Below are 18,190 nucleotides of genomic sequence, written 5' to 3'. Positions count from 1 at the left end.
GTCTAATCCTAAATTTCGCTTTTATGACAGAGGTTTCGCGGGCAGCGGCGAAACCGTGTCGAACGCGATTGTTACGGTCGAGCTCCATCGCTATAAGGGCGCCAAATCGGCGGCCCGACTAAGGCAGAGTCGGTAGGCACGCCGGGGAACAGACACTCAGAGAGCGCGCCTCATGTCGAAACAGATTATCCTGGACGCGGATTACCGGCCTTCCGACTCGGAACCGTTTATGAACGAGCGGCAGCGCGAGTATTTCCGCGGCAAGCTCCTGGCCTGGAAGGACGAGATCCTGAAGGAGGCCAAGGAGACGCTCGTGACGCTGCAGAGCGAAAGCGAGAACCATCCCGATATCGCTGACCGCGCCTCATCCGAAACCGACCGCGCCATCGAGCTGCGGGCCCGCGACCGGCAGCGCAAGCTGATCGCCAAGATCGAGGCGGCGATCGCCCGCATCGACGACGGCTCCTACGGCTATTGCGAGGAGACCGGCGAGCCGATCTCGCTGAAGCGCCTGGAAGCCCGCCCGATCGCGACGCTCTCGCTCGAGGCCCAGGAACGCCACGAGCGCAACGAGCGGGTCTTCCGGGACGATTGAGACGCCGCGCCCTGCCTAAGCTTACCGATCGAGGCCTCCGCCACGCGCGAGGCCTTTTTCGTTGCTGCGAAAAGCCCCGCGCGGGAGGCGCGGGGCTTCGTGGCCGCCAGCTTTGAAAGCTTGGGGAGCGTCGCTGGCAGCCGGGAGGAAGGGCGGCTCGGGAGGAGACCGCCCGCCGGCAGGCGCGGAAACGAGGGGGAGCGTTCCGCGGACTGCCGGGTTTCCGGATATTTTCGCTAGAGACCGTTCTGAGAGAACTCGCAAACGGTCGGTCAGAAGGGCAAGAGGATATCCATCACCTGCTGGCCGTAGCGGGGCTGCTGGACATCGGTGATCTGGCCGCGGCCGCCATAGGCGATGCGGGCCTGGGCGATCTTGGCCGAATCGATCGTGTTGTCGGATTCGATATCCTCCGGCCGGATCACGCCGGCGACGATCAGTTCGCGCACCTCGAAATTGACGCGGATCTCCTGCTTGCCCTCGATCACGAGATTGCCGTTCGGCAGGGTCTGGGTGACCACGGCCGCGACATTGGTGGCGAGCTGCTCGGCCCGGCGCACCGAGCCGGAGCCCTCGCTCGATCCTTCCGAATCGAGCTTCAGCAGGGAATCGGCCTTGGCGCCGTTGGGCAGGATGTTGTTGAGCTTGTTCTCGAAGCCGAACGTGTTCTCGGCGCCGAAATCCTCGCCGTTCTTGCGGCTGCGCTTGGTCGTGTTGTCGAGCTGGGCCCGGTCGGTGACCTTGACCTTCACGGTCACGAGATCGCCGACCATGCGGGCGCGCTGGTCCTTGAAGAAGGAGCGCGAGCCCGTGCGCCAGAGCGAATTCGGCGCATAGGAGGCGTGCTCGATCGCCGGCATCGGCATCTGAACCGGCTTGTAGCCCTTGGTCGCCGTCGGATCCTCGATCGGCGAGAGCGCCGGCGCCTGGCCGACATTGGCGAGCCTGTCGGGAATGCCGCAGGCGCCGAGCGAGAGGCCGAGCGCAACGGCACCCGAGAGCCTCAGGAATGTGTGGGATGTCATGTGGGGGCTCCGCATGGCTTGAACTATCGCGCGCTGGCGACGCGGCCGCCGCTCGCGGCCTTGACCGAGACGCGGCCTGGGCCGCTGACCGTGCCCTGCAGCATGCGCTTGGATTGGGGGTTGGTGACAGAGATGACGTCGCCCATCGCACCGGCCTCGCTAGACTTGCCGCGCATGGTGATGAGCAGGCCCGGCGCCTCGTAGACGATGGTGACGAGGTCGCCGCGCCCGACGATCTCCTCGCGCTGGACGTCGCCGCCGCGCAGCGGCATGCCGGCGATCAGTGCCCGCTTCGCCACCTTGTCGATGGCGGCCTTGGCATCGCTGAGCAGGTCGCCGGTCTGGGCGTCGCGCGGGCGGCGCTCGATCGCGACATCGGCGGCGTTCAGCGTCTCGCCGCGGGTGATGGCGCGGCGCGGCACCACGACCTCGACCGTCTCGACGAGCTGGCCGGAGATCCGCACCGGCTTCAGCCGCGTGGCGGCGCTGCCGGGTACGCTCAGCTTGGCCTGAAGGCGGCGCGAGCGATCGTCATAGCTGAGCTCGACCACGCTCATCTCACCGGTGAGTTCCGGCTCGACCGCGACCGAGGGCGCCCCGCCATCGACCGCGAGCGCGAAGGCGCGGCTGTCGATGCCGTAGCGTTCGCTGAGGCCGGTCTTGACTGCCGCCTCGATATCGGAGGCGGTGAGGCGCCGCGCTGCGCGCGTGACCACGACCTGCGCCAGGCCCGGATTCTCGATCTCGCCCGTCTCGCGGATCAACCCGCCTGCCCGGGCGCCTTCGAGGATGCGGCTGACCTGGATCGTCCCGGTCTCGCCGAGCGCCGGCGCCCGGAAGGCCGGCACGGCCGCATCCTGGACCGAGAGACCGTCGATCAGATCGCCGAAGGTGACGAGATCGCGCGACAGGGTCAGCTCCGGCTTGAGCCGCAGCCTGTGGATGACGGGCGCGGGCGCCGGTTGGGCCTTCGCCTGGGCGCGCGGCAGCGCCGCCGTGACGACAGCGCTTTCGCCATGCTGCGGGGCCGCCACGGCGGTGCTTGCCAGAGCGAGAGTGGCGAGGATGGTGAGGGAACGGAGCATCGATCTCAACCTCGCTAGCCGCGGAACATCTGGCTCGTCGCCGACATCATCTGGTCGGCGGCGGTCATGACCTTGGAGTTCATCTCGTAGGCGCGCTGCGCGGCGATCAGCGAGGAGAGCTCGGTCACGGCCTGGACGTTGCCCTCTTCGAGATAGTTCTGCTGCAGGTTGCCGAAGCCTTCCCCGCCGCCGAACCCCTCGATCGGCTGCCCCGAGGCGGCCGTCTCGATGTAGAGGTTGTCGCCGATCGACTCGAGGCCGACCTTGTTGACGAAGCGCACGAGCTGGATCTGGCCGAGCTGCTGCGGCGCGGTCTGGCCCGGCAGCTGCACCTCGACCGTGCCCTGCGCATTGATCGAGACGCTGGTCGCGTTGTTCGGCACGGTGATGCCGGGCTCGACGATATAGCCGTCGCGGGTGACGAGCTGGCCCTGCGAGTCGAGATCGAACGAGCCGTCGCGCGAATAGGTCGTGCGCCCATCCGGCATGCGGATGCGGAAGAAGCCCTCACCGCGAATGGCGAGGTCATAGGGCTTCTCCGTCGAGCTCACATTGCCCTGCGTCATGACACGGCCGGTCGACACCGTCTTGACGCCCGAGCCGACGAAGGTGCCGGCGGGCACCTGCGTGTTCTGGTCCGAGGTCGCCGAGCCGGCGCGCCGGAAGTTCTCGTAGAGAAGATCCTGGAAATGCGCCGTCTGGCGCTTGTAGCCGGTGGTGCGGACGTTCGCGATATTGTTGGAGATGACCTGGACGTTGAATTCCTGGGCCATCATGCCGGTCGCGGCGGTCTGAAGGGCGCGCATCGCGCTGGCTCCTTTCCAAAAGCATTTTCAAGCGAGGTGAAAGCCGGCCCGCGTGAAGAAAATGCGCAAAAACAAAAGGTTATTAGGCCTGCTGGTCGGCGAGGCGCGTGATCGCCCGGCTGCGCAGCTCGTCGGATTTGGTCATGAGGTTGGCCATGCTCTGGTAGGAGCGCTGGACTTCCATCAGCCGGGTCATCTCGATCACGGCCTTGACGTTGGAGGACTCCGTCGCGCCCGGCTCGACGCGACCCTGCGGCCCCATCGCAATCGCCGGCGCGGCCGAGGCGAAGAGGTTGTTGCCCTCGCTCGTCAGCGCGCGCGGATTGTCGAAGCGGACGAGGCGCAGCTTGCCGCGCTGACCCTGGTCGGTGGTGACCGTGCCGTCCGGGGCGATGCGGGCATCGGTCTCGTTGGGGCCGAAATTGATCGGGCCGCCATCGCCGAGCACCGGCTGGCCGCCTTGCGTCACGAGCTGGCCCTGGCCATTGACGGCGAGCGAGCCGGCCCGCGTATAGCGGTCGCCCTGCGGCGTCTGCACCACCAGGAAGGCATCGCCGCGCAGGGCGATGTCGAGCGGGTTGCCGGTACGCTCGATCGTGCCCTGGGTCAGGTCGATCGGCGTGCCCTTGTCGATGACATAGGAGAGGTTGCGGTCGCGCGGCTGGAACGCGTCGAAGCTCGCCCTCGGCATGATGAACTCGTTGAAGTTCGCCGAGCGTGCCTTGAAGCCGTTCGTTCCGACATTCGCCATGTTGTTGGCGATGACATCCAGCTCACGCGCCAGGGCGACCTGACGCGACAAACCGACGAGAAGCGCGTTCTCCACGGTCGATCTCCCGATACTGTCCCGCGAAGGCCTCGACGCTCCCCAGCGCAGCCTCCGCATCGGGATGCCCGCAATCGGCGTGCCAACGTGGTTAACCCGGGCAACGCGCTGAAATACAACGGCTTCCCGCCTAACAGCGGTATTGATGCAGCTCGGCAACACCCTGCTTCAATGCAGAAATGACCCGGCAAAAACTGCCGCCCTTAACGCCGCGTTAACCCTGTTTCCTCACCTTGGGTCACAGCCCGGCCAGAACGGCTGTGCTGCTCCGGAGCCGGACCCGATACGCATGGCGAAGAAACCGAAGAAGACCGACGCCGAGGCGCCCGAAGGCGCCGAGGGGCCGAAATCGGGCGGCAAGAAAAAGCTCATCATGATCATCGGGGGCGCCGTCGCGCTGCTCGCGCTTGGCGGAGGTGGCTGGTTCTTCTTTCTCAAGAAGCCGTCGGCCGAGCTTGTTGCTGCCGAAGCCGAGAAAAAGGCGGCGGCCGCGAAGAAGGCGATCAGCTTCGTCGAGATGCGGGACATGATGATCGGCATCTCGCCCGGCGGCCAGCAGGACCGCCAGCCGATCATCAAGGTCAAGGTCGTGCTCGAAATCGCCGACCCCAAGGTCTCCGAGGAGATCAAGCCCTTACTGCCGCGCGTCGAGGATGCGTTCCAGGTCTTCATGCGTGAGCTTCGGCCCGCCGACCTCGAGGGCTCGGCCGGCATGTACCGGCTGAAGGAAGAGTTGCTGCGCCGCGTCAACGTCACGGTCTACCCGGCCAAGATCGACGCCATCCTGTTCAAGGAACTGCTGGTCCAGTGAGATGAGCGAGAACGAACTCGACCTGACCAACACCCCCCCCAAGGACGAACCGCTCTCGCCGGAGGGCATGGCCGCGGAATGGGCCGCCATGCCCGACATGGTGGACGAGGACGGCGAACCGGAAGGCGGCATAGACCGCCTGATGAACCAGGAGGAGATCGACACCCTCCTCGGCTTCTCCGGCGGCGACGAAAAGGGCGCGCGCACCGGCATCCAGGCGATCGTCGAGTCGGGCTCGGTTTCCTATGAACGCCTGCCCATGCTCGAAATCATCTTCGAGCGCATGGTCAGGCTACTCTCGACCAGCCTGCGCAATTTCTTCACCGACAATGTCGAGGTCTCGCTCGAGAGCATCCGCTCGGTGCGCTTCGGCGACTACATCAACTCGGTCTCGCTGCCGGCCATGCTCGCCGTGTTCAAGGCCGAGGAATGGGACAATTTCGGCCTCGTCACCATCGAATCCGCCCTGACCTACACCGTCCTCGACTCGATGCTCGGCGGCAAGCGCGGCCAGCCGGCTCCGCGCATCGACGGGCGCCCCTTCACCTCGATCGAGATCAACCTGCTGCACCGGGTCGTCGGCCTCGTGCTCGGCGATGCCCAGGCGGCCTTCGCGCCGCTCTCGCCGGTGACCTTCAATGTCGACCGCATCGAGTCGAACCCGCGCTTCGTCTCGATCTCGCGCCCGGCCAATGCGGCGATCCGCGTGGAGCTGCGCTTCGACATGGAAGGCCGCGGCGGCTCGCTCCACGTCCTTCTGCCCTATGCGACGATTGAGCCCATCCGTGAGCTGCTCCTCGAAAGCTTCATGGGTGAGAAGCTCGGGCGCGATCCGATCTGGGAAAACCATCTCGCGACCGAGGTCTGGCAGACCGATGTAGACGTCACCTGCGTGCTGCATGAGACCAGGATGCCGCTGAAGCGCGTCATGAAGCTCGAGATCGGCGATACGCTGATGTTCGACGCTAGGCCGGATTCGGTCGTCTCGCTGCGCTGCGGCGATTTCGGAGTCACCGAGGGCCGCATCGGCCGGGTCGACGACAAGATCGCCGTCCAGGTGGTCAGGCCGCTGCATCGCTCCAAGACGACGATGGCCGCCTTCGACAGCATCACCTCTCATCTCGGTGCAGCCTCCTGATCTGGGAACCATCATGACGATCACTCTCATCGCCGATGCGCTGGTTGCCAGCCTTCTCGTCGCCACCATCATCACCTGCTACATTCTGGCCAAGCGCATCGAGCGCCTGAAAGCCGACGAATCCGCGATGCGCCAGACCATCGGCGCGCTGATCTCCGCCACCGACACGGCCGAGCGCGCCATTGCCGGCCTGAAGCTCACGTTGGGCGATTGCGACCGCACACTCGCCGAGCGCCTGCGCACCGCCGAGCGCTACGCCGCCGACCTCGCCTCACAGGTCGAGGCCGGCCAGGCGGTGATGGAGCGCATCGCCCAGATCGTCAGCGCCGCGACGCTGGTTGCGCCGAAGCAGGCCGAAGCCGCCCCCGAGGAGCCCGCGATCGTCTCGCGTATGGCTGACGCCGCCCGCTCGGCCGCGGCGATCCGCGCTCGCGCAGCCAAGAGACTGGAAGGCCAGGCCGCGTGATCGAGAGGCCCCGCCTCATTCCGGCAGTGATTCTCGGCGCCATGGGTCTCCTGGCGCTGAAGCTGCTCGACTGGAGCTCGGCCCCTTATCCCGGCACGGTGCCGGCCTCGCCGCTCGCCTTCTTCTCTGCACCCGCGAAACCCGATCCACAGGTCGGGGGCCCCGCCAAGATCATCGCCCAGGCCCATGCGCCCGACCGTTTCCTCGACCCGGAGACCACCGGCTCGGTCGACAAGCCCGCCCCGAAGAAAGAGCAGGACAAGGCCGAGGCCGACGCCAAGCTCGAAGCTGCGCGCGCCGCCAATCCCAACAACAAGGCCGCCGTCATGAACGGCACGGCTAGCCAGGTCTCCCCCGCCGAGCGCGCCATCCTGGAGCGCCTCGGCGAACGGCGCGAGGAGATCGACGCCCGCATGCGCGAGCTCGAGATGCGCGAGCGTCTGCTCGACACCGCGACCAAGAAGCTCGACGGCCGCGTCGACGACCTGAAGCAGCTCGAGGGCAAGGTCGACGGGACCAAGGCCAAGCCGGCCGAGGACGAGGCCAAGGCGATCAAGAACCTCGTCATCATGTACGAGGCGATGAAGCCCAAGGACGCCGCGCGTGTCTTCGACCGGCTCAGCCTCGATGTGCTCGTGCCGGTCGTGCAGCAGATGAACCCGCGCAAGATGTCCGAGGTGCTGGCGGCAATGGCGCCTGACCGCGCCGAGAAGCTGACGGTGGCGCTAGCGACACAAGCCCGCAACCCTGCCATCGAGCGCGCCGCCGCCGATCCGGGCCAATTGCCACAGAACGAATTGCCGGCGATCGCCCTTCCGCCACGCCGCTGACGGCGGCCACGCTTAACTCGCTATTATCCTTGACGCGCTAGCCTCCCCTTGCGGTCAGGCTGCTCCTGTTGCGATCACGCCTGTCGCTCGTGTGGCGTTGCGTGAGTTTGGCCGGTTGCGTTCCCCGCGTTCCCTTGCCTTCGGTATCGGGTTGACTGCGCTCAGCCTCGCTGCCGGGCTGTCCGCTCCGGCATTGGCCGCGAACGGCGTGCTGCGTGGCTCCGCCATGCCGGCCGGCTTCGGGCGCCTCGCACTGACATTCGACGAGCCCACGACGACGCGGATCCGGGTCGGCAACGGCGTGCTCGTGGTCGCCTTCGATTCGGCCGTGAAGGTCGACACGGCCAAGATCATCAAGGAGCTGCCGGACTATCTCGCGCTGGTGCGCAACGACCCGGACGGGCGCGGCCTGCGCTTCGCGCTCACCCGCCCCTTCAAGGCCAATCTGATCGAGGCCGGCGACAAGGCCTTCATCGATCTTCTGCCCGACAACTGGACCGGCCTCCTGCCTGGCCCGCCGCCCGAGGTCATTGCCGAGATGACCGAGCGCCTGCGCGTCGCCGAGGCGCAGGCGCGCGAGGCCGCCCGCAAGCCGGTGCCCCCGCCGAAGCCGCTGATATTGCGCAGCGCCCGGTTGCCGACGCTGGAGCGGCTGATCTTCCAGGCTCCGCCCGAGACGAAGCTCTCGCACGAGCTCAACGACGGCACCTTGCGGCTGACCTTCGATCAGCAGCTCGCGGTCGAGCCCTCCGCGATCAGGTCGATGCTGCCCGAGGGCGTGACGCTGAAGGCGCAGGAGAGCGATGCCGACGCGACGAAGCTCGACCTCACGCTGCCGAAGGATTGGCAGGCGCGCAGCTTCCGCGACGATGACGGCCTGATCGTCGATCTGGTGCGGCCTGTGAAGCCCGGCACGGTCGCCATGGCCAGCCTCCAGAACACGGCGAACGATGCCGGGCCGAAGCCGCCTGCCTCGGCCGCTACCGAGACGGCCAAACCCGCCCCTGCACCCGAGCCTGCCCGCGCCCAGCCGGCCGAGCAGGCCCCGCCCCCGGCCAAGCCCGCCGTGGCAGTGACTGTACCCGATCCAACGCCGCAGCTCGTCAAGATCGAAGCCTCGTCGGGCCCCCAGGGCAGCAAGATCGATTTCCGCTTTCCCCGCCTGACCGGCGCCGCCGCCTTCAGCGATGCCGGCACGGTCACGCTGGTCTTCGACACGCGCGACACGATCGACCCGGCCAGCTTCAGGCAAGTGCTGCCGCAGCTGATCGAGGACACGACCGTGACCCGCGAGGGCAAGGTCACGCTGGTGCGGATGCGCCTCAAGAGCCAGCAGGTCGCTCGCCTCATTGACGATGGCGCGACCTGGTCGCTCAGCCTCGGCGAGCAGGCCGGCAAGCCGGCCGAGCCGCTGGCGCCGCGCCGGACCATCGACGACCGCGGCCAGACCGTGCTCGCCCTGCCGCTGCCGGGCATGACCGGCGTGCATTGGCTCGAATCCGGGCCGGCCGGCCTGCCGCTCGCCGTCGCAACCGTGCTCGGGCCGACGCGCGCTGTCGCCAAGCCCTATCGCTTCGTCGAATTCGGCCTGCTCCAGACCGCCCATGGCGTGGCCGTCAGCCCGCGCGCCGACGACGTCGTCGTGCGCGCCAATACCGAGCAGGTGCAGATCGGCCGCAATGGCGGATTGACCGTGTCGCTCGATCTGCCGGAACAAAGCCGGGTCGAGACCGAGACGGCGCCGGGAGCGGTCAAGCTGCTGCTCGATCCGGCCGATTGGAGCAAGCAGCGCGTCGCCAATATCCGCGAGCGCTCACGCGAATTGCTCAACGATGTCGCCGGCGCCGCACGCGGCCGCAAATCGGAGGCTCGGCTGGCGCTGGCGCGCTTCTATGCCGCCAACGGGCTGGTCTCGGAGGCGGCCGGGCCGCTCCAGGCTCTGCTGAAAGACGACCCCGGCATGCGCGCCAACCGCGAGGCCCTGTTCCTCAAGGGCGTGCTCGCCGTGCAGATGCATCGCGACCAGGACGCGATCGCAGCCTTCGCCGCCGGGCCGATCAAGGAGGATGCCGAGACCGGCCTCTGGCGTGCGCTTGCCGAGCAGCGGCTTGGACGCAACGGCCAGGCGCTGGCCGGTTTCCGCCGCGGCCAGACAATCCTCGACACCTATCCCGAGGATCTGCAGACCGAGTTCCGCCCCGCCATGGCCCGCGCGGCGATGGCGATGCAGGACATGGCCGTCGCCGAGCGCGAGCTCGATCAGCTGGCAGAGTTGCCGCAGGACAGTGTCGATCAGGAGAAGCTCGCCTTGCTGCGCGCCATGCTCGACGATGTAAGCGGCCGCCCGGAAAATGCAGTCGAGGCCTACAAGGCGCTGTACGACGCGAAGAGCCGCCCGGTCGCGGCCGAGGCCCAGCTGCGCGGCGTCAGGCTCGCCCTGGCGCAGACGCCGCCCGCCATGTCGCCGGACGAGGCGGCCGCGCGGCTCGAGACCGTCTCGGTCACCTGGCGCGGCGGCGAGATCGAGATCGAGGCGCTTGCCGAGCTCGGCCGGCTCTATCTCGCAGAGAAGCGCTGGCGCGACGCCTTCCAGATCGCCCGCCGTGCCAATGACAGCTACCCGGACAATCCGCTGACCCGCCGGCTGCACGACGAGACCGCGCAACGCTTCGCCGAGATGTTCAGCGGCCGCGACCGTGAGCAGTTGCCGCGCATCGAGGCCCTGGCGCTGTTCTACGATTTCAAGGAATTCCTGCCGATCGGCCGGCGCGGCGACGAGATCACGCGGCTCCTCGCCGACCGGCTGGTCGAGGTCGACCTGCTCGATCAGGCCAGCGACATCCTGCGCTATCAGATGGAGACCCGCCTCACCGGCGCGGCTCGCTCGATCGTCGCGGCGCGACTCGCCATGGTCAACCTGATGAACCGTAAGCCGGCCGAGGCCTTGCAGGCACTCAACGCGACACGGCTGATCGAGCTGCCCGGCGATGTCAAGCGCGCCCGCCTCCTCCTCGAAGCCAAGGCGCTCTCCGACCTCTCCCGCACAGACCAGGCACTGGAGATGCTGGAGGCCGAGCGCGGCCCCGAGGTCGATCGCCTGCGCGCCGACATCTTCTGGAACGGCCGGCGCTGGCGCGAGGCGGGCGAGGCGCATGAGCGAATGCTCGGCGAGAGCTGGCGGGGCAACGCTCCGCTCAAGGACAGTGAGCGCGCCGACGCGATGCGCTCCGCCATCTCCTATGTGATGGCGGAAGAGGCGCTGCAGCTCGACCGGCTGCGCGCCAAATTCGCGGCCAAGATGGCCGAGAGCTCGGATGCCCGCACCTTCGCCTTCGTCACCGGCGCGAACCGCAACAACCCCGCCGATATTCGCGAGATGGCACGTGCAGCCGCCAGCGGCGACACGATCTCGGATTTCATGAAGGCCTATCGCGAGCGCTATCCAGCCTATGCCTCGGCCATGCGCGGCAAGCCGCAGGCCGACCCGGCGCCGCCGCCGCCACCGGCCGGCTCGACCGGAGCGGAAGCCGGCCCGACAGGGGCGCAGGGTCGCGGCTGAGCAGGGCTCAGCCATCACTTGCGTCCGCCCCTCTCCTCCAGCCGCTTTAGTCGCTCCCGCTCGGCCGCATAGCCTTGCGCCTCGGCTTTGCGCTGCCAGAACGCCGCCTGAGCTTCGTCCCGGCCGACGCCACGGCCTGTCTCGTACATCTGCGCGAGAGCGTGCTGCGCCAGCGCGTGATCCTGCTCCGCGGCCCGGCGCAGCCAGATCGCGGCCTCGGCCTCGTCGCGGCCGATACCGAAGCCCTCGACGTAACATTGGCCGAGATTGTACTGGCCTTCGGCCAGGCCCTGAGCGGCCGCCTTGCGATACCAGGCAACGGCCTCGGCATCGTCGCGCGGGCCGCCACGACCTGTTGCATGGATCCGCCCGAGATCGTTCTGCGCCTCGGCCAGGCCCTGCTCCGCTGCCCTACGATACCAGGACAACGCAATCTCATCGTCCCTTGCGACGCCGTAGCCGGTTCGATAGGCGATCGCGAGATTGTACTGCGCCCGCGCCAGCCCTCGCTCGGCCGCCTTGCGAAACCAGTGGGTCGCCAGAACGGCGTCGGGCGCGACGCCCCGACCGGCAGCGTACAAGCCGGCCAGGCCAGCTTGCGCCGCCGGGTCCCCCTGCTCCGCCAGCGTCTGCCAGGCGCTCAGCGCCGCGGCATAATCGCCCCTGTCATAGGCATCCTGGCCGGGATCGGCCCAGGCCGGCGCAGCGGCCAGCAGCGCGAGCCCTATTCCCGGCAGAACGCGCGTGAGTCGCGGGAGCATGAGCCTCCTGGCCTCGAACCGACGGGCTCGCGGGTTCCGCGAGCGCGGTCAGGATAGCGCAGCATGGTCCTCGCGCCGAACGGCTCAACTGCCGTAACTCTTCACTAGCGAGCCCGCGACCAGCCCCCAGCCATCGACCAGGACGAAGAAGATCAGCTTGAACGGCAGCGCCACCGTCACCGGTGGCAGCATCATCATGCCCACGGACATCAGGATCGAGGCGACGACGAGGTCGATGATCAGGAAGGGCACGAAGAGCAGGAAACCTATCTCGAAGGCGCGACGCAGCTCCGAGATCATGAAGGCCGGTATCAGGACCTGGATCTGGACATCCTGCGGCGTCGCCGGCGGCGGCTCGCGCGACATCTCGATGAAGAGCTGCAGGTCCTTCTCGCGCACATGCTGCAGCATGAAGGTCCTGAACGGCACGATGCCGCGGTTATAGGCCTCCTGCGGCTGGATCTGGCCAGCGATCAGCGGCTCGACCGCGACGCGATAGGCCTCCTTCAGGGTCGGCGCCATCACGAAGCCGGTGAGGAAGAGCGCGAGCCCGATGATCACGGCGTTGGGCGGCGCCGTCTGCGTGCCGATCGCCGAGCGCAGCAGCGACAGTACGACCGCAATGCGCGTGAACGACGTCACCATGATCAGGATCGACGGCGCCAGCGAGAGCACCGTGATGACGGCGATGAGCTGCAGCGCCCGCTCGGCGACGCCGCCGCCCTGGCCGAGATCGAGCGAAAGCGTCTGCGCCCGCGCTGGCGCGGCGAGCGCGATGGCGAACAGCGCGCCGATACAGAGCGCGCGGCAGACCGGGCGCCGCCATCTCGCAGCCGTCAGGATCAAGGTCACGCAGAGCCGCCATTGCCGCCCGACTCAGCCGATCGAGCCTGCCGACGCTAAGGCAGGCTTTGAGCGGCCGGCAACCGGAAGACGCGGCGCGGGCTTTGCCGAAACGGACAATCCTGTTGATCGCCGGTGCGACGCGACGTCGCCTCGCGCAAAAACGCCAGCCCTCGTCTCGACGACGAAGGCTGGCGAATCTGGTGTCGCCTCAGGATTTCGACTTGGGGTCGCGTCCGAGCAGACGGGCGAATTCGGCCTCGATCGCATCGACCGAGAACGGGTCGATCTGGGCAGGCTTGGCCGCCTCGGCCTCGGCCGGCTTTGGCTCGGGCTTCGGCTCGGCGGGCTTGGCCTCGGCAGGCTTCGGCTCGTCCGCCTTCTCGGCCTTCTGCACAGTCTCGGGCGGGCTCGCAGGCTTTGCGGCGGCGGGCTGCGACTCCGGCTTCCTTTCGACAGGCTCGGCCCGGTCCTCCGCCCTGCGCTTCTGCTCGGGCTGCTCCTCGCGGCGCTCGGCCGGCGCAGCTTCCGCAGGCCTGGCCGGGGCTGAAACCGGACGCGGCTCGGGCACGGACCTGGGCGCAGCGGCCGGTGGTGGCGGGGGAGCGGGCGGAGCGACGGGCGGCGGCGCCTTGGCCTGGGCCGGCTCCGGCTTCAGGCCGAGCGCGATCTCGAGCTCCGCCGCGACATCGGCCGGGACGCCGACCGGTCGGCCGAAAACCGGCGGGGGCGCGGTCGGCACCGGAGCAAGCGCGGGCGTCGCCGCAGCAGGCTTCGGCTCCGGCGGCCTGGCCGCAGGCGCGGGACTGGGCGGGGGAACAGGCGTGGCCGGAGGAGCCGGCGGCGGCTTGGGCGCCTCGCGCGGAGGCGGAGCAACCTGAACCGGAGCAGGAGCAGGAGCAGGAGCAGGAGCAGGAGGCGGAGGCGGAGGCGGCTCGGCCACGGGCTGGTTGGCCGGGCGCACGGCCGAGAAGGGCCGTTTCAGCGCCTCCTCGAGCTGGCGCGCCATATCGTCCAGTTCGCCCGCACTGGCGCTCGGGGCCGGAGCCGGGCTGCGGCTGAAGCTGGGGGCCTGGGTCGGCGATATCGGGGTCGCAGCGGGAGCGCTCGGAACTGGCGGCGCCGGCGGCGCGGCCGGGGGCTCGGAGCGAGGGGCCGGCGCGGGCCGGGTCGGCAGCGGCGGCAATTGCTCGGGCGTGGGCGCGGACGCGACCGGAGGCGGGGTCGGAACCGGGGCGACGGGAAGCGGCGGCGGCGCGCGGCGCGGCTCCTCGGCGGCGTCGATCCGCAATGATTCGGGGGGAATCGTCGTGTCGAACGCCAGCGGACGCTCCGTCGCGGCAAAGTCGCTCTGGGGCGGCACCGGCAGGCGGCCGCCGCCACGCACGATATTCGTCTCGACGACCACGTCCGACGCGCCGCCGATCATCACCAGGTGCTCGACATTGTCGCGGCGGATCAGGACAAGCTGTCGCTGCCGATCGAGATCATGGATGTCGACGACGCCGAGGCGCGGCTGGCGGGCGCGCCCGCCGCCCTGCCCCCTGGCCCTAAGACGCCCGCCGGCGATCCGGCGTGCGAACAGGCCTAGCAAAGCGAGCAGCACCATAATTGCGACAAAGGCGATGATCCACCTTTGGCCCATCGAGAGTTCGTAGCCAAACAACGTCTGCAAGGTTTGCCTCATGAGCGACGGCGACAGCCTTGGGCGGTCGATGTTTCCGTCCAAGGTTCAACACGTTGGCTATAGCACAGCGCTCGCATTTTCGGGAAACAGGGTGAATGGTTGGTTAATTCGATCGTCGACATCTCGCGTTCTTAACGCAGCGTTAACCATGCACCCGGCAATATTTTCCCAGTGGGCCCCTGGATAAGCCCGGCGCGAACCGCGCCGAGAACCCGGGGCCGAGTGGGATAAAAGCCATGTCTGGCAATGCCTTGGGCACCGGCGGTAATCTGATGCAGGCGCTCAAGACGCGCATGCACTGGCACCAGACCCGGCAAAAGCTTCTCGCCGAAAACGTCGCCAACGCCGACTCGCCCGGCTTTCGCCCGCTCGATCTGAAGGCGCCCGAGTTCAGCCGCGGCGGCAATGGCAGCGTCTCCGGCGTGGCCCTTGCCCAGACCAGCCCGGGCCATATGGGGTCGTCCGGCCAGCGCGGCGGTTTCGACAGCGCCAAGGCGCAGCGTTTCGAGGTCACGCCCAACGGCAACGGCGTCAATCTCGAGGACGAGATGATGAAGGTCGCGCAGAACCAGGCCGACTACCAGCTCGCCGCCTCGCTCTACACCAAGGGGCTCGGGCTGATGAAGATCGCCATCGGCAAGGGCCGCTAAGGGCAAGGTCGGCAAGAGGATTGAGGCGCCATGGATCTGTTCAAGAGCATCGCGGTGGCGGCATCCGGCCTGCGCAGCCAGTCCGGCCGCATGCGGGTCATCGCGGAGAACCTCGCCAACGCCGATTCGGGGCCTGACCGCGCCGGCGCGGAGCCCTACCGCCGAAAGATCCCGACCTTCCAACGGCATATGGACCGCGAGCTCGACGCCCAGGTCGTCGATCTCGGCCGCGTCCAGCGCGACCAGACTCCGTTCCGCACGAAATTCGACCCCGGCCACCCGGCTGCGAACGCCGCCGGCCAAGTCCAGATGCCGAACGTCAATTCGCTGGTCGAGACCATGGACATGCGCGAGGCCCAGCGCAGCTACGAGGCCAATCTCAACCTGATCTCGTCCACGCGCCGGATGATCCAGCGCACCATCGACATCCTGCGCACCTGAATTCTCACGGAGCCTGAAGAGCCATGGCCACGCCAAGCTTCGCCGCCGGCGCCTATGCGTCCATCCAGGGGATGGGCGCGGGCGGCCTGATGCGCAAGCCGTCGACGCTGACGACGGCGAGCGATGCCGGTCCGGATTTTTCCTCGCTCGTCGGCAAGGCCCTGGAAGCGACCGCCGATGTCGGCCGCAAATCCGACAGCCAGACGGCCAATGTCGTCTCCGGCCGCTCCGACATCGTCGATGTCGTGACCGCCGTGGCCGAAAGCGAGGCCGCGATCGAAACGCTGGTCGCAGTGCGCGACCGCGTCATCGCGGCCTACGAAGAAATCATGCGGATGCCGGTGTGACGGCGCTCATCTAGGATCGATACCATGACTTCCGGAGCCATTCTCGACGTCGCGCGCGACGGCATCGTCGTCTTCCTCAAGGCAGGCGGTCCGCTGATGATGGTCGCGCTCATCGTCGGCCTCGCCGTCTCGCTGGTGCAGGCGCTGACCCAGATCCAGGAGCAGACGCTGATCTACGTGCCGAAGATCGTCGCCGTCTTCGCCGCCATGCTGCTGTTTCTTCCGTTCATGGGTGACGCCCTGGCGGGTTATATGGGACGAGTCGCCGTCCGAATCGCCACGGGCGAATGACCCTGCCGCTGACCTGCCCGGCCGCATTCCGCGGCCTGTCGGCGCGGCATCCCGATCGGCGCAGAGGGTTCAGGTCGGAGCATGATGTCGCCCGAACACCGCGTCGCACATTTCGGCATCAGGCCCTGAACGGCACGATGCAGATCGCGCTCCTGCCCGAGATCGGCTCGCTCTTCGTGCTCGTCTTCGCGCGCGTCGGCACGCTGGTCATGCTGATGCCCGGCATCGGCGAGCGCTTCATCTTCTCGCGGGCGCGCCTCTCGCTCGCCTTCTTCCTGGCCCTGATGCTGGCGCCGATGGTGCGCACGGTCATCACCACACCGACCGACGTGCCGGGTCTCATCGGCCTGCTCCTCAGCGAAATCCTGATCGGTCTGTCGATCGGCTTCTGCGTGCGCCTCGTCATGGCCTGCCTGCAGACGGCCGGCACCATCGTCGCCCAGACCATGGGCCTCGGCTTCGCCATGACGGTCGATCCGACCGGCGGCCTGCAGAACCCTTCGATCGGCAACCTTCTGACCATGCTCGGCACGACGCTGATCCTGGTCACCGATCTCCACCATATCGCCATCGCCGCGATCTACCGGAGCTACGAGCTGCTGCCGCCCGGCGGATTCCCCGAGGTCGCCGACATCCTGGCGCTGGCGATCAAGGCGACGACGCAGGGCTTCTCGCTCGCCGTGCAGATCTCCGCCCCCTTCATCGTCTTCGGCCTGCTCTTCAATCTCGGGCTCGGCGTGCTGGCGCGCCTGATGCCGCAGCTCCAGGTCTTCTTCCTCGCCGTGCCGGCCTCGATCCTTGGCGGCATGCTCGTCTTCCTCGCGGTCGTCGGCGTGATGATGGGCGTTTTTCTCGACGATCTCGGCGGCTTCCTGCAGCAGCTCACCGGAAATTAGGGGGCCAGGATGTCCGACGAAGCCGACAACGAGGACAGGACAGAAGAACCGACCCAGCGAAAGCTGGACCAGGCGATCGAGAAGGGCGACGTCGCCCGCTCGACCGAGATCGGCACCTTCTTCGTGCTCTGTGGCTTCACGCTCTCGCTGCTCGTCGCGGCCGGCTGGTCGGCGCAGGGAGTCGCGCTCTCACTGCGCTCCTTCCTGATGAACGCGCATCAGGTGCCCTCCGGCGGCGATGCCTTCTTCAACGTCACCAAGCAGGGCGTGATGACCGGCTTCGCCGCGCTCGGCCTGCCCTTCGCCTTCATCCTCTGCGCCGCGCTCGCCGGTGCGCTGATCCAGCACAAGCCGCTCTGGACCACCGAGCCGATGATGCCGAAATTCGACCGCATCTCGCCGCTCGCCGGCGCAAAGCGGCTCTTCGGCAAGGAAGCCTGGTTCAACTTCGCCAAGGGGCTCGCCAAGATCCTGCTGGTCGGTGTCGTCGTCTCGATCACGCTCTGGAGCGAGCATGACCGGCTCGAGAGCCTGGCGCAGATGAGCGTCGCGGCGCTGTTGCCGGCGACGCTGGCCCTGACGATCAAGCTGATGGCGAGCGCGCTCGCCCTCTTCGCGGTGATCGCGATCGGCGATTTCGCCTATCAGCGCTTCACCTGGTACCAGCGCCAGCGCATGACCAAGCAGGAATTGAAGGACGAGTACAAGAACTCGGAAGGCAATCCCGAGGTCAAGGCGAAGCTGCGGCAGATCCGCGCCCAGCGCGTGAGGAAGCGCATGATGGCGGCGGTGCCCAAGGCGACCGTGATCATCACCAACCCGACCCACTTCGCGGTGGCGCTGCAATATGAGCAGGGCATGGCGGCTCCGCTCTGCCTCGCCAAGGGCGTCGATGCGCTGGCCCTGAAGATCCGCGAGGTCGCCGGCGAACACCGCGTGCCGATCGTGGAAAACCCGCCCCTCGCCCGCGCGCTCTATGCCACTGTCCAGATCGACGAAGAAATTCCTGTCGAACACTATCAGGCGGTGGCCGAAGTCATCGGATACGTCTTGCGCCTGAAGCGCCGCCGCGCCTAACTCGCTTGTCTCGATTTTCACTGCATCCCGCAGCGATTTTGGGGACATGCCGCTCG

19 protein-coding genes are annotated in these 18,190 nt (G+C 67.7%); 12 read left to right on the top strand and 7 right to left on the bottom strand.

What is annotated here, in order from left to right; genetic code table 11:
- Nucleotides 1-172 precede the first annotated feature (172 nt).
- Nucleotides 173-595 carry an RNA polymerase-binding protein DksA gene (dksA, locus tag EV560_RS24025; protein ID WP_131858355.1) on the top strand — a complete coding sequence of 141 codons (423 nt, stop codon included), beginning with the start codon at nt 173-175 and terminating at the stop codon, nt 593-595.
- A gap of 272 nt (nt 596-867) precedes the next feature.
- Here the strand turns inward: dksA and flgH are convergent, their stop codons facing one another.
- The 4 genes from flgH to flgF all read right to left on the bottom strand — a co-directional run bounded on the left by flgH (nt 868) and on the right by flgF (nt 4,337).
- Nucleotides 868-1,620 carry a flagellar basal body L-ring protein FlgH gene (gene flgH / locus EV560_RS24020; RefSeq protein WP_131858354.1) on the bottom strand — a complete coding sequence of 251 codons (753 nt, stop codon included), beginning with the start codon at nt 1,618-1,620 and terminating at the stop codon, nt 868-870.
- Nucleotides 1,621-1,643: 23 nt separating this feature from the next.
- Complete coding sequence (gene flgA, locus EV560_RS24015; protein ID WP_131858353.1) at nt 1,644-2,705, bottom strand: flagellar basal body P-ring formation chaperone FlgA; 1,062 nt, start codon at nt 2,703-2,705, stop codon at nt 1,644-1,646.
- A 14-nt stretch (nt 2,706-2,719) separates the two neighbouring features.
- Nucleotides 2,720-3,511 (bottom strand): flagellar basal-body rod protein FlgG, encoded by a 792-nt coding sequence (gene flgG / locus EV560_RS24010; protein WP_131858352.1) that lies wholly within the window; start codon nt 3,509-3,511, stop codon nt 2,720-2,722.
- A gap of 82 nt (nt 3,512-3,593) precedes the next feature.
- Complete coding sequence (flgF, locus tag EV560_RS24005; protein WP_131858351.1) at nt 3,594-4,337, bottom strand: flagellar basal-body rod protein FlgF; 744 nt, start codon at nt 4,335-4,337, stop codon at nt 3,594-3,596.
- A 289-nt stretch (nt 4,338-4,626) separates the two neighbouring features.
- On the opposite strand from flgF, the gene fliL reads away from it, so the two are divergent.
- From fliL to EV560_RS23980, 5 genes are all read left to right on the top strand, one after another.
- Nucleotides 4,627-5,148: a flagellar basal body-associated protein FliL gene (fliL, locus tag EV560_RS24000; RefSeq protein WP_131858584.1), complete on the top strand. Its 522-nt coding sequence runs from the start codon at nt 4,627-4,629 to the stop codon at nt 5,146-5,148.
- Between the two features lies 1 nt (nt 5,149).
- On the top strand, nt 5,150-6,286 hold the full coding sequence (fliM, locus tag EV560_RS23995) for a flagellar motor switch protein FliM (protein WP_131858350.1): 1,137 nt from the start codon (nt 5,150-5,152) through the stop codon (nt 6,284-6,286).
- 13 nt (nt 6,287-6,299) lie between these two features.
- On the top strand, nt 6,300-6,752 hold the full coding sequence (locus EV560_RS23990) for a DUF6468 domain-containing protein (protein ID WP_207908102.1): 453 nt from the start codon (nt 6,300-6,302) through the stop codon (nt 6,750-6,752).
- Nucleotides 6,749-7,582: a MotE family protein gene (locus EV560_RS23985; RefSeq protein ID WP_248312173.1), complete on the top strand. Its 834-nt coding sequence runs from the start codon at nt 6,749-6,751 to the stop codon at nt 7,580-7,582. The genes EV560_RS23990 and EV560_RS23985 overlap by 4 nt, the downstream gene beginning before the upstream one ends.
- Before the next feature lie 151 nt (nt 7,583-7,733).
- Nucleotides 7,734-11,141, top strand: coding sequence for a hypothetical protein (locus EV560_RS23980; RefSeq protein WP_131858349.1), 3,408 nt, complete (start codon nt 7,734-7,736; stop codon nt 11,139-11,141).
- A gap of 14 nt (nt 11,142-11,155) precedes the next feature.
- On the opposite strand, the gene EV560_RS23975 is transcribed toward EV560_RS23980, so the two are convergent.
- From EV560_RS23975 to EV560_RS23965, 3 genes are all read right to left on the bottom strand, one after another.
- Complete coding sequence (locus EV560_RS23975) at nt 11,156-11,902, bottom strand: tetratricopeptide repeat protein (protein ID WP_131858348.1); 747 nt, start codon at nt 11,900-11,902, stop codon at nt 11,156-11,158.
- Nucleotides 11,903-11,986: 84 nt separating this feature from the next.
- Nucleotides 11,987-12,754 carry a flagellar type III secretion system pore protein FliP gene (gene fliP / locus EV560_RS23970; RefSeq protein WP_465247032.1) on the bottom strand — a complete coding sequence of 256 codons (768 nt, stop codon included), beginning with the start codon at nt 12,752-12,754 and terminating at the stop codon, nt 11,987-11,989.
- 202 nt (nt 12,755-12,956) lie between these two features.
- On the bottom strand, nt 12,957-14,420 hold the full coding sequence (locus EV560_RS23965; RefSeq protein WP_248312195.1) for a hypothetical protein: 1,464 nt from the start codon (nt 14,418-14,420) through the stop codon (nt 12,957-12,959).
- A gap of 248 nt (nt 14,421-14,668) precedes the next feature.
- Between EV560_RS23965 and flgB the strand changes: the two genes are divergently transcribed.
- The 6 genes from flgB to flhB all read left to right on the top strand — a co-directional run bounded on the left by flgB (nt 14,669) and on the right by flhB (nt 18,134).
- The gene (flgB, locus tag EV560_RS23960; RefSeq protein WP_131858347.1) at nt 14,669-15,082 is read left to right on the top strand and encodes a flagellar basal body rod protein FlgB; all 414 of its coding nucleotides are present in this window, start codon (nt 14,669-14,671) and stop codon (nt 15,080-15,082) included.
- 30 nt (nt 15,083-15,112) lie between these two features.
- Entirely contained in the window at nt 15,113-15,523 is a 411-nt protein-coding gene (gene flgC / locus EV560_RS23955; protein ID WP_131858346.1) for a flagellar basal body rod protein FlgC, read from the top strand.
- A gap of 23 nt (nt 15,524-15,546) precedes the next feature.
- Nucleotides 15,547-15,870 carry a flagellar hook-basal body complex protein FliE gene (fliE, locus tag EV560_RS23950; protein ID WP_131858345.1) on the top strand — a complete coding sequence of 108 codons (324 nt, stop codon included), beginning with the start codon at nt 15,547-15,549 and terminating at the stop codon, nt 15,868-15,870.
- 24 nt (nt 15,871-15,894) lie between these two features.
- Nucleotides 15,895-16,161 (top strand): flagellar biosynthesis protein FliQ, encoded by a 267-nt coding sequence (gene fliQ, locus EV560_RS23945; RefSeq protein ID WP_131858344.1) that lies wholly within the window; start codon nt 15,895-15,897, stop codon nt 16,159-16,161.
- A 137-nt stretch (nt 16,162-16,298) separates the two neighbouring features.
- Nucleotides 16,299-17,057, top strand: a complete 759-nt coding sequence (gene fliR / locus EV560_RS23940) for a flagellar biosynthetic protein FliR (RefSeq protein WP_131858343.1) — start codon at nt 16,299-16,301, stop codon at nt 17,055-17,057.
- A gap of 9 nt (nt 17,058-17,066) precedes the next feature.
- Nucleotides 17,067-18,134 carry a flagellar biosynthesis protein FlhB gene (gene flhB / locus EV560_RS23935; RefSeq protein ID WP_131858342.1) on the top strand — a complete coding sequence of 356 codons (1,068 nt, stop codon included), beginning with the start codon at nt 17,067-17,069 and terminating at the stop codon, nt 18,132-18,134.
- Nucleotides 18,135-18,190 lie beyond the last annotated feature (56 nt).

It is taken from the genome of Allobosea sp. BK604, assembly GCF_004341515.1.
Classification (GTDB): Bacteria; Pseudomonadota; Alphaproteobacteria; order Rhizobiales; family Beijerinckiaceae; genus Allobosea.
Note: the sequence above shows the minus strand (reverse complement) of the source record. Positions and strands in the feature narration are given on the sequence as shown.

Bases quoted from the DNA above. Each gene is read 5' to 3' on its own strand.
- dksA (WP_131858355.1), top strand. From the start codon at position 173: ATGTCGAAACAGATTATCCTGGACGCGGATTACCGGCCTTCCGACTCG.
- flgH (WP_131858354.1), bottom strand. From the start codon at position 1,620: ATGACATCCCACACATTCCTGAGGCTCTCGGGTGCCGTTGCGCTCGGC.
- flgA (WP_131858353.1), bottom strand. From the start codon at position 2,705: ATGCTCCGTTCCCTCACCATCCTCGCCACTCTCGCTCTGGCAAGCACC.
- flgG (WP_131858352.1), bottom strand. From the start codon at position 3,511: ATGCGCGCCCTTCAGACCGCCGCGACCGGCATGATGGCCCAGGAATTC.
- fliL (WP_131858584.1), top strand. From the start codon at position 4,627: ATGGCGAAGAAACCGAAGAAGACCGACGCCGAGGCGCCCGAAGGCGCC.
- fliM (WP_131858350.1), top strand. From the start codon at position 5,150: ATGAGCGAGAACGAACTCGACCTGACCAACACCCCCCCCAAGGACGAA.
- EV560_RS23990 (WP_207908102.1), top strand. From the start codon at position 6,300: ATGACGATCACTCTCATCGCCGATGCGCTGGTTGCCAGCCTTCTCGTC.
- EV560_RS23975 (WP_131858348.1), bottom strand. From the start codon at position 11,902: ATGCTCCCGCGACTCACGCGCGTTCTGCCGGGAATAGGGCTCGCGCTG.
- flgB (WP_131858347.1), top strand. From the start codon at position 14,669: ATGTCTGGCAATGCCTTGGGCACCGGCGGTAATCTGATGCAGGCGCTC.
- flgC (WP_131858346.1), top strand. From the start codon at position 15,113: ATGGATCTGTTCAAGAGCATCGCGGTGGCGGCATCCGGCCTGCGCAGC.
- fliE (WP_131858345.1), top strand. From the start codon at position 15,547: ATGGCCACGCCAAGCTTCGCCGCCGGCGCCTATGCGTCCATCCAGGGG.
- fliQ (WP_131858344.1), top strand. From the start codon at position 15,895: ATGACTTCCGGAGCCATTCTCGACGTCGCGCGCGACGGCATCGTCGTC.
- fliR (WP_131858343.1), top strand. From the start codon at position 16,299: ATGCAGATCGCGCTCCTGCCCGAGATCGGCTCGCTCTTCGTGCTCGTC.
- flhB (WP_131858342.1), top strand. From the start codon at position 17,067: ATGTCCGACGAAGCCGACAACGAGGACAGGACAGAAGAACCGACCCAG.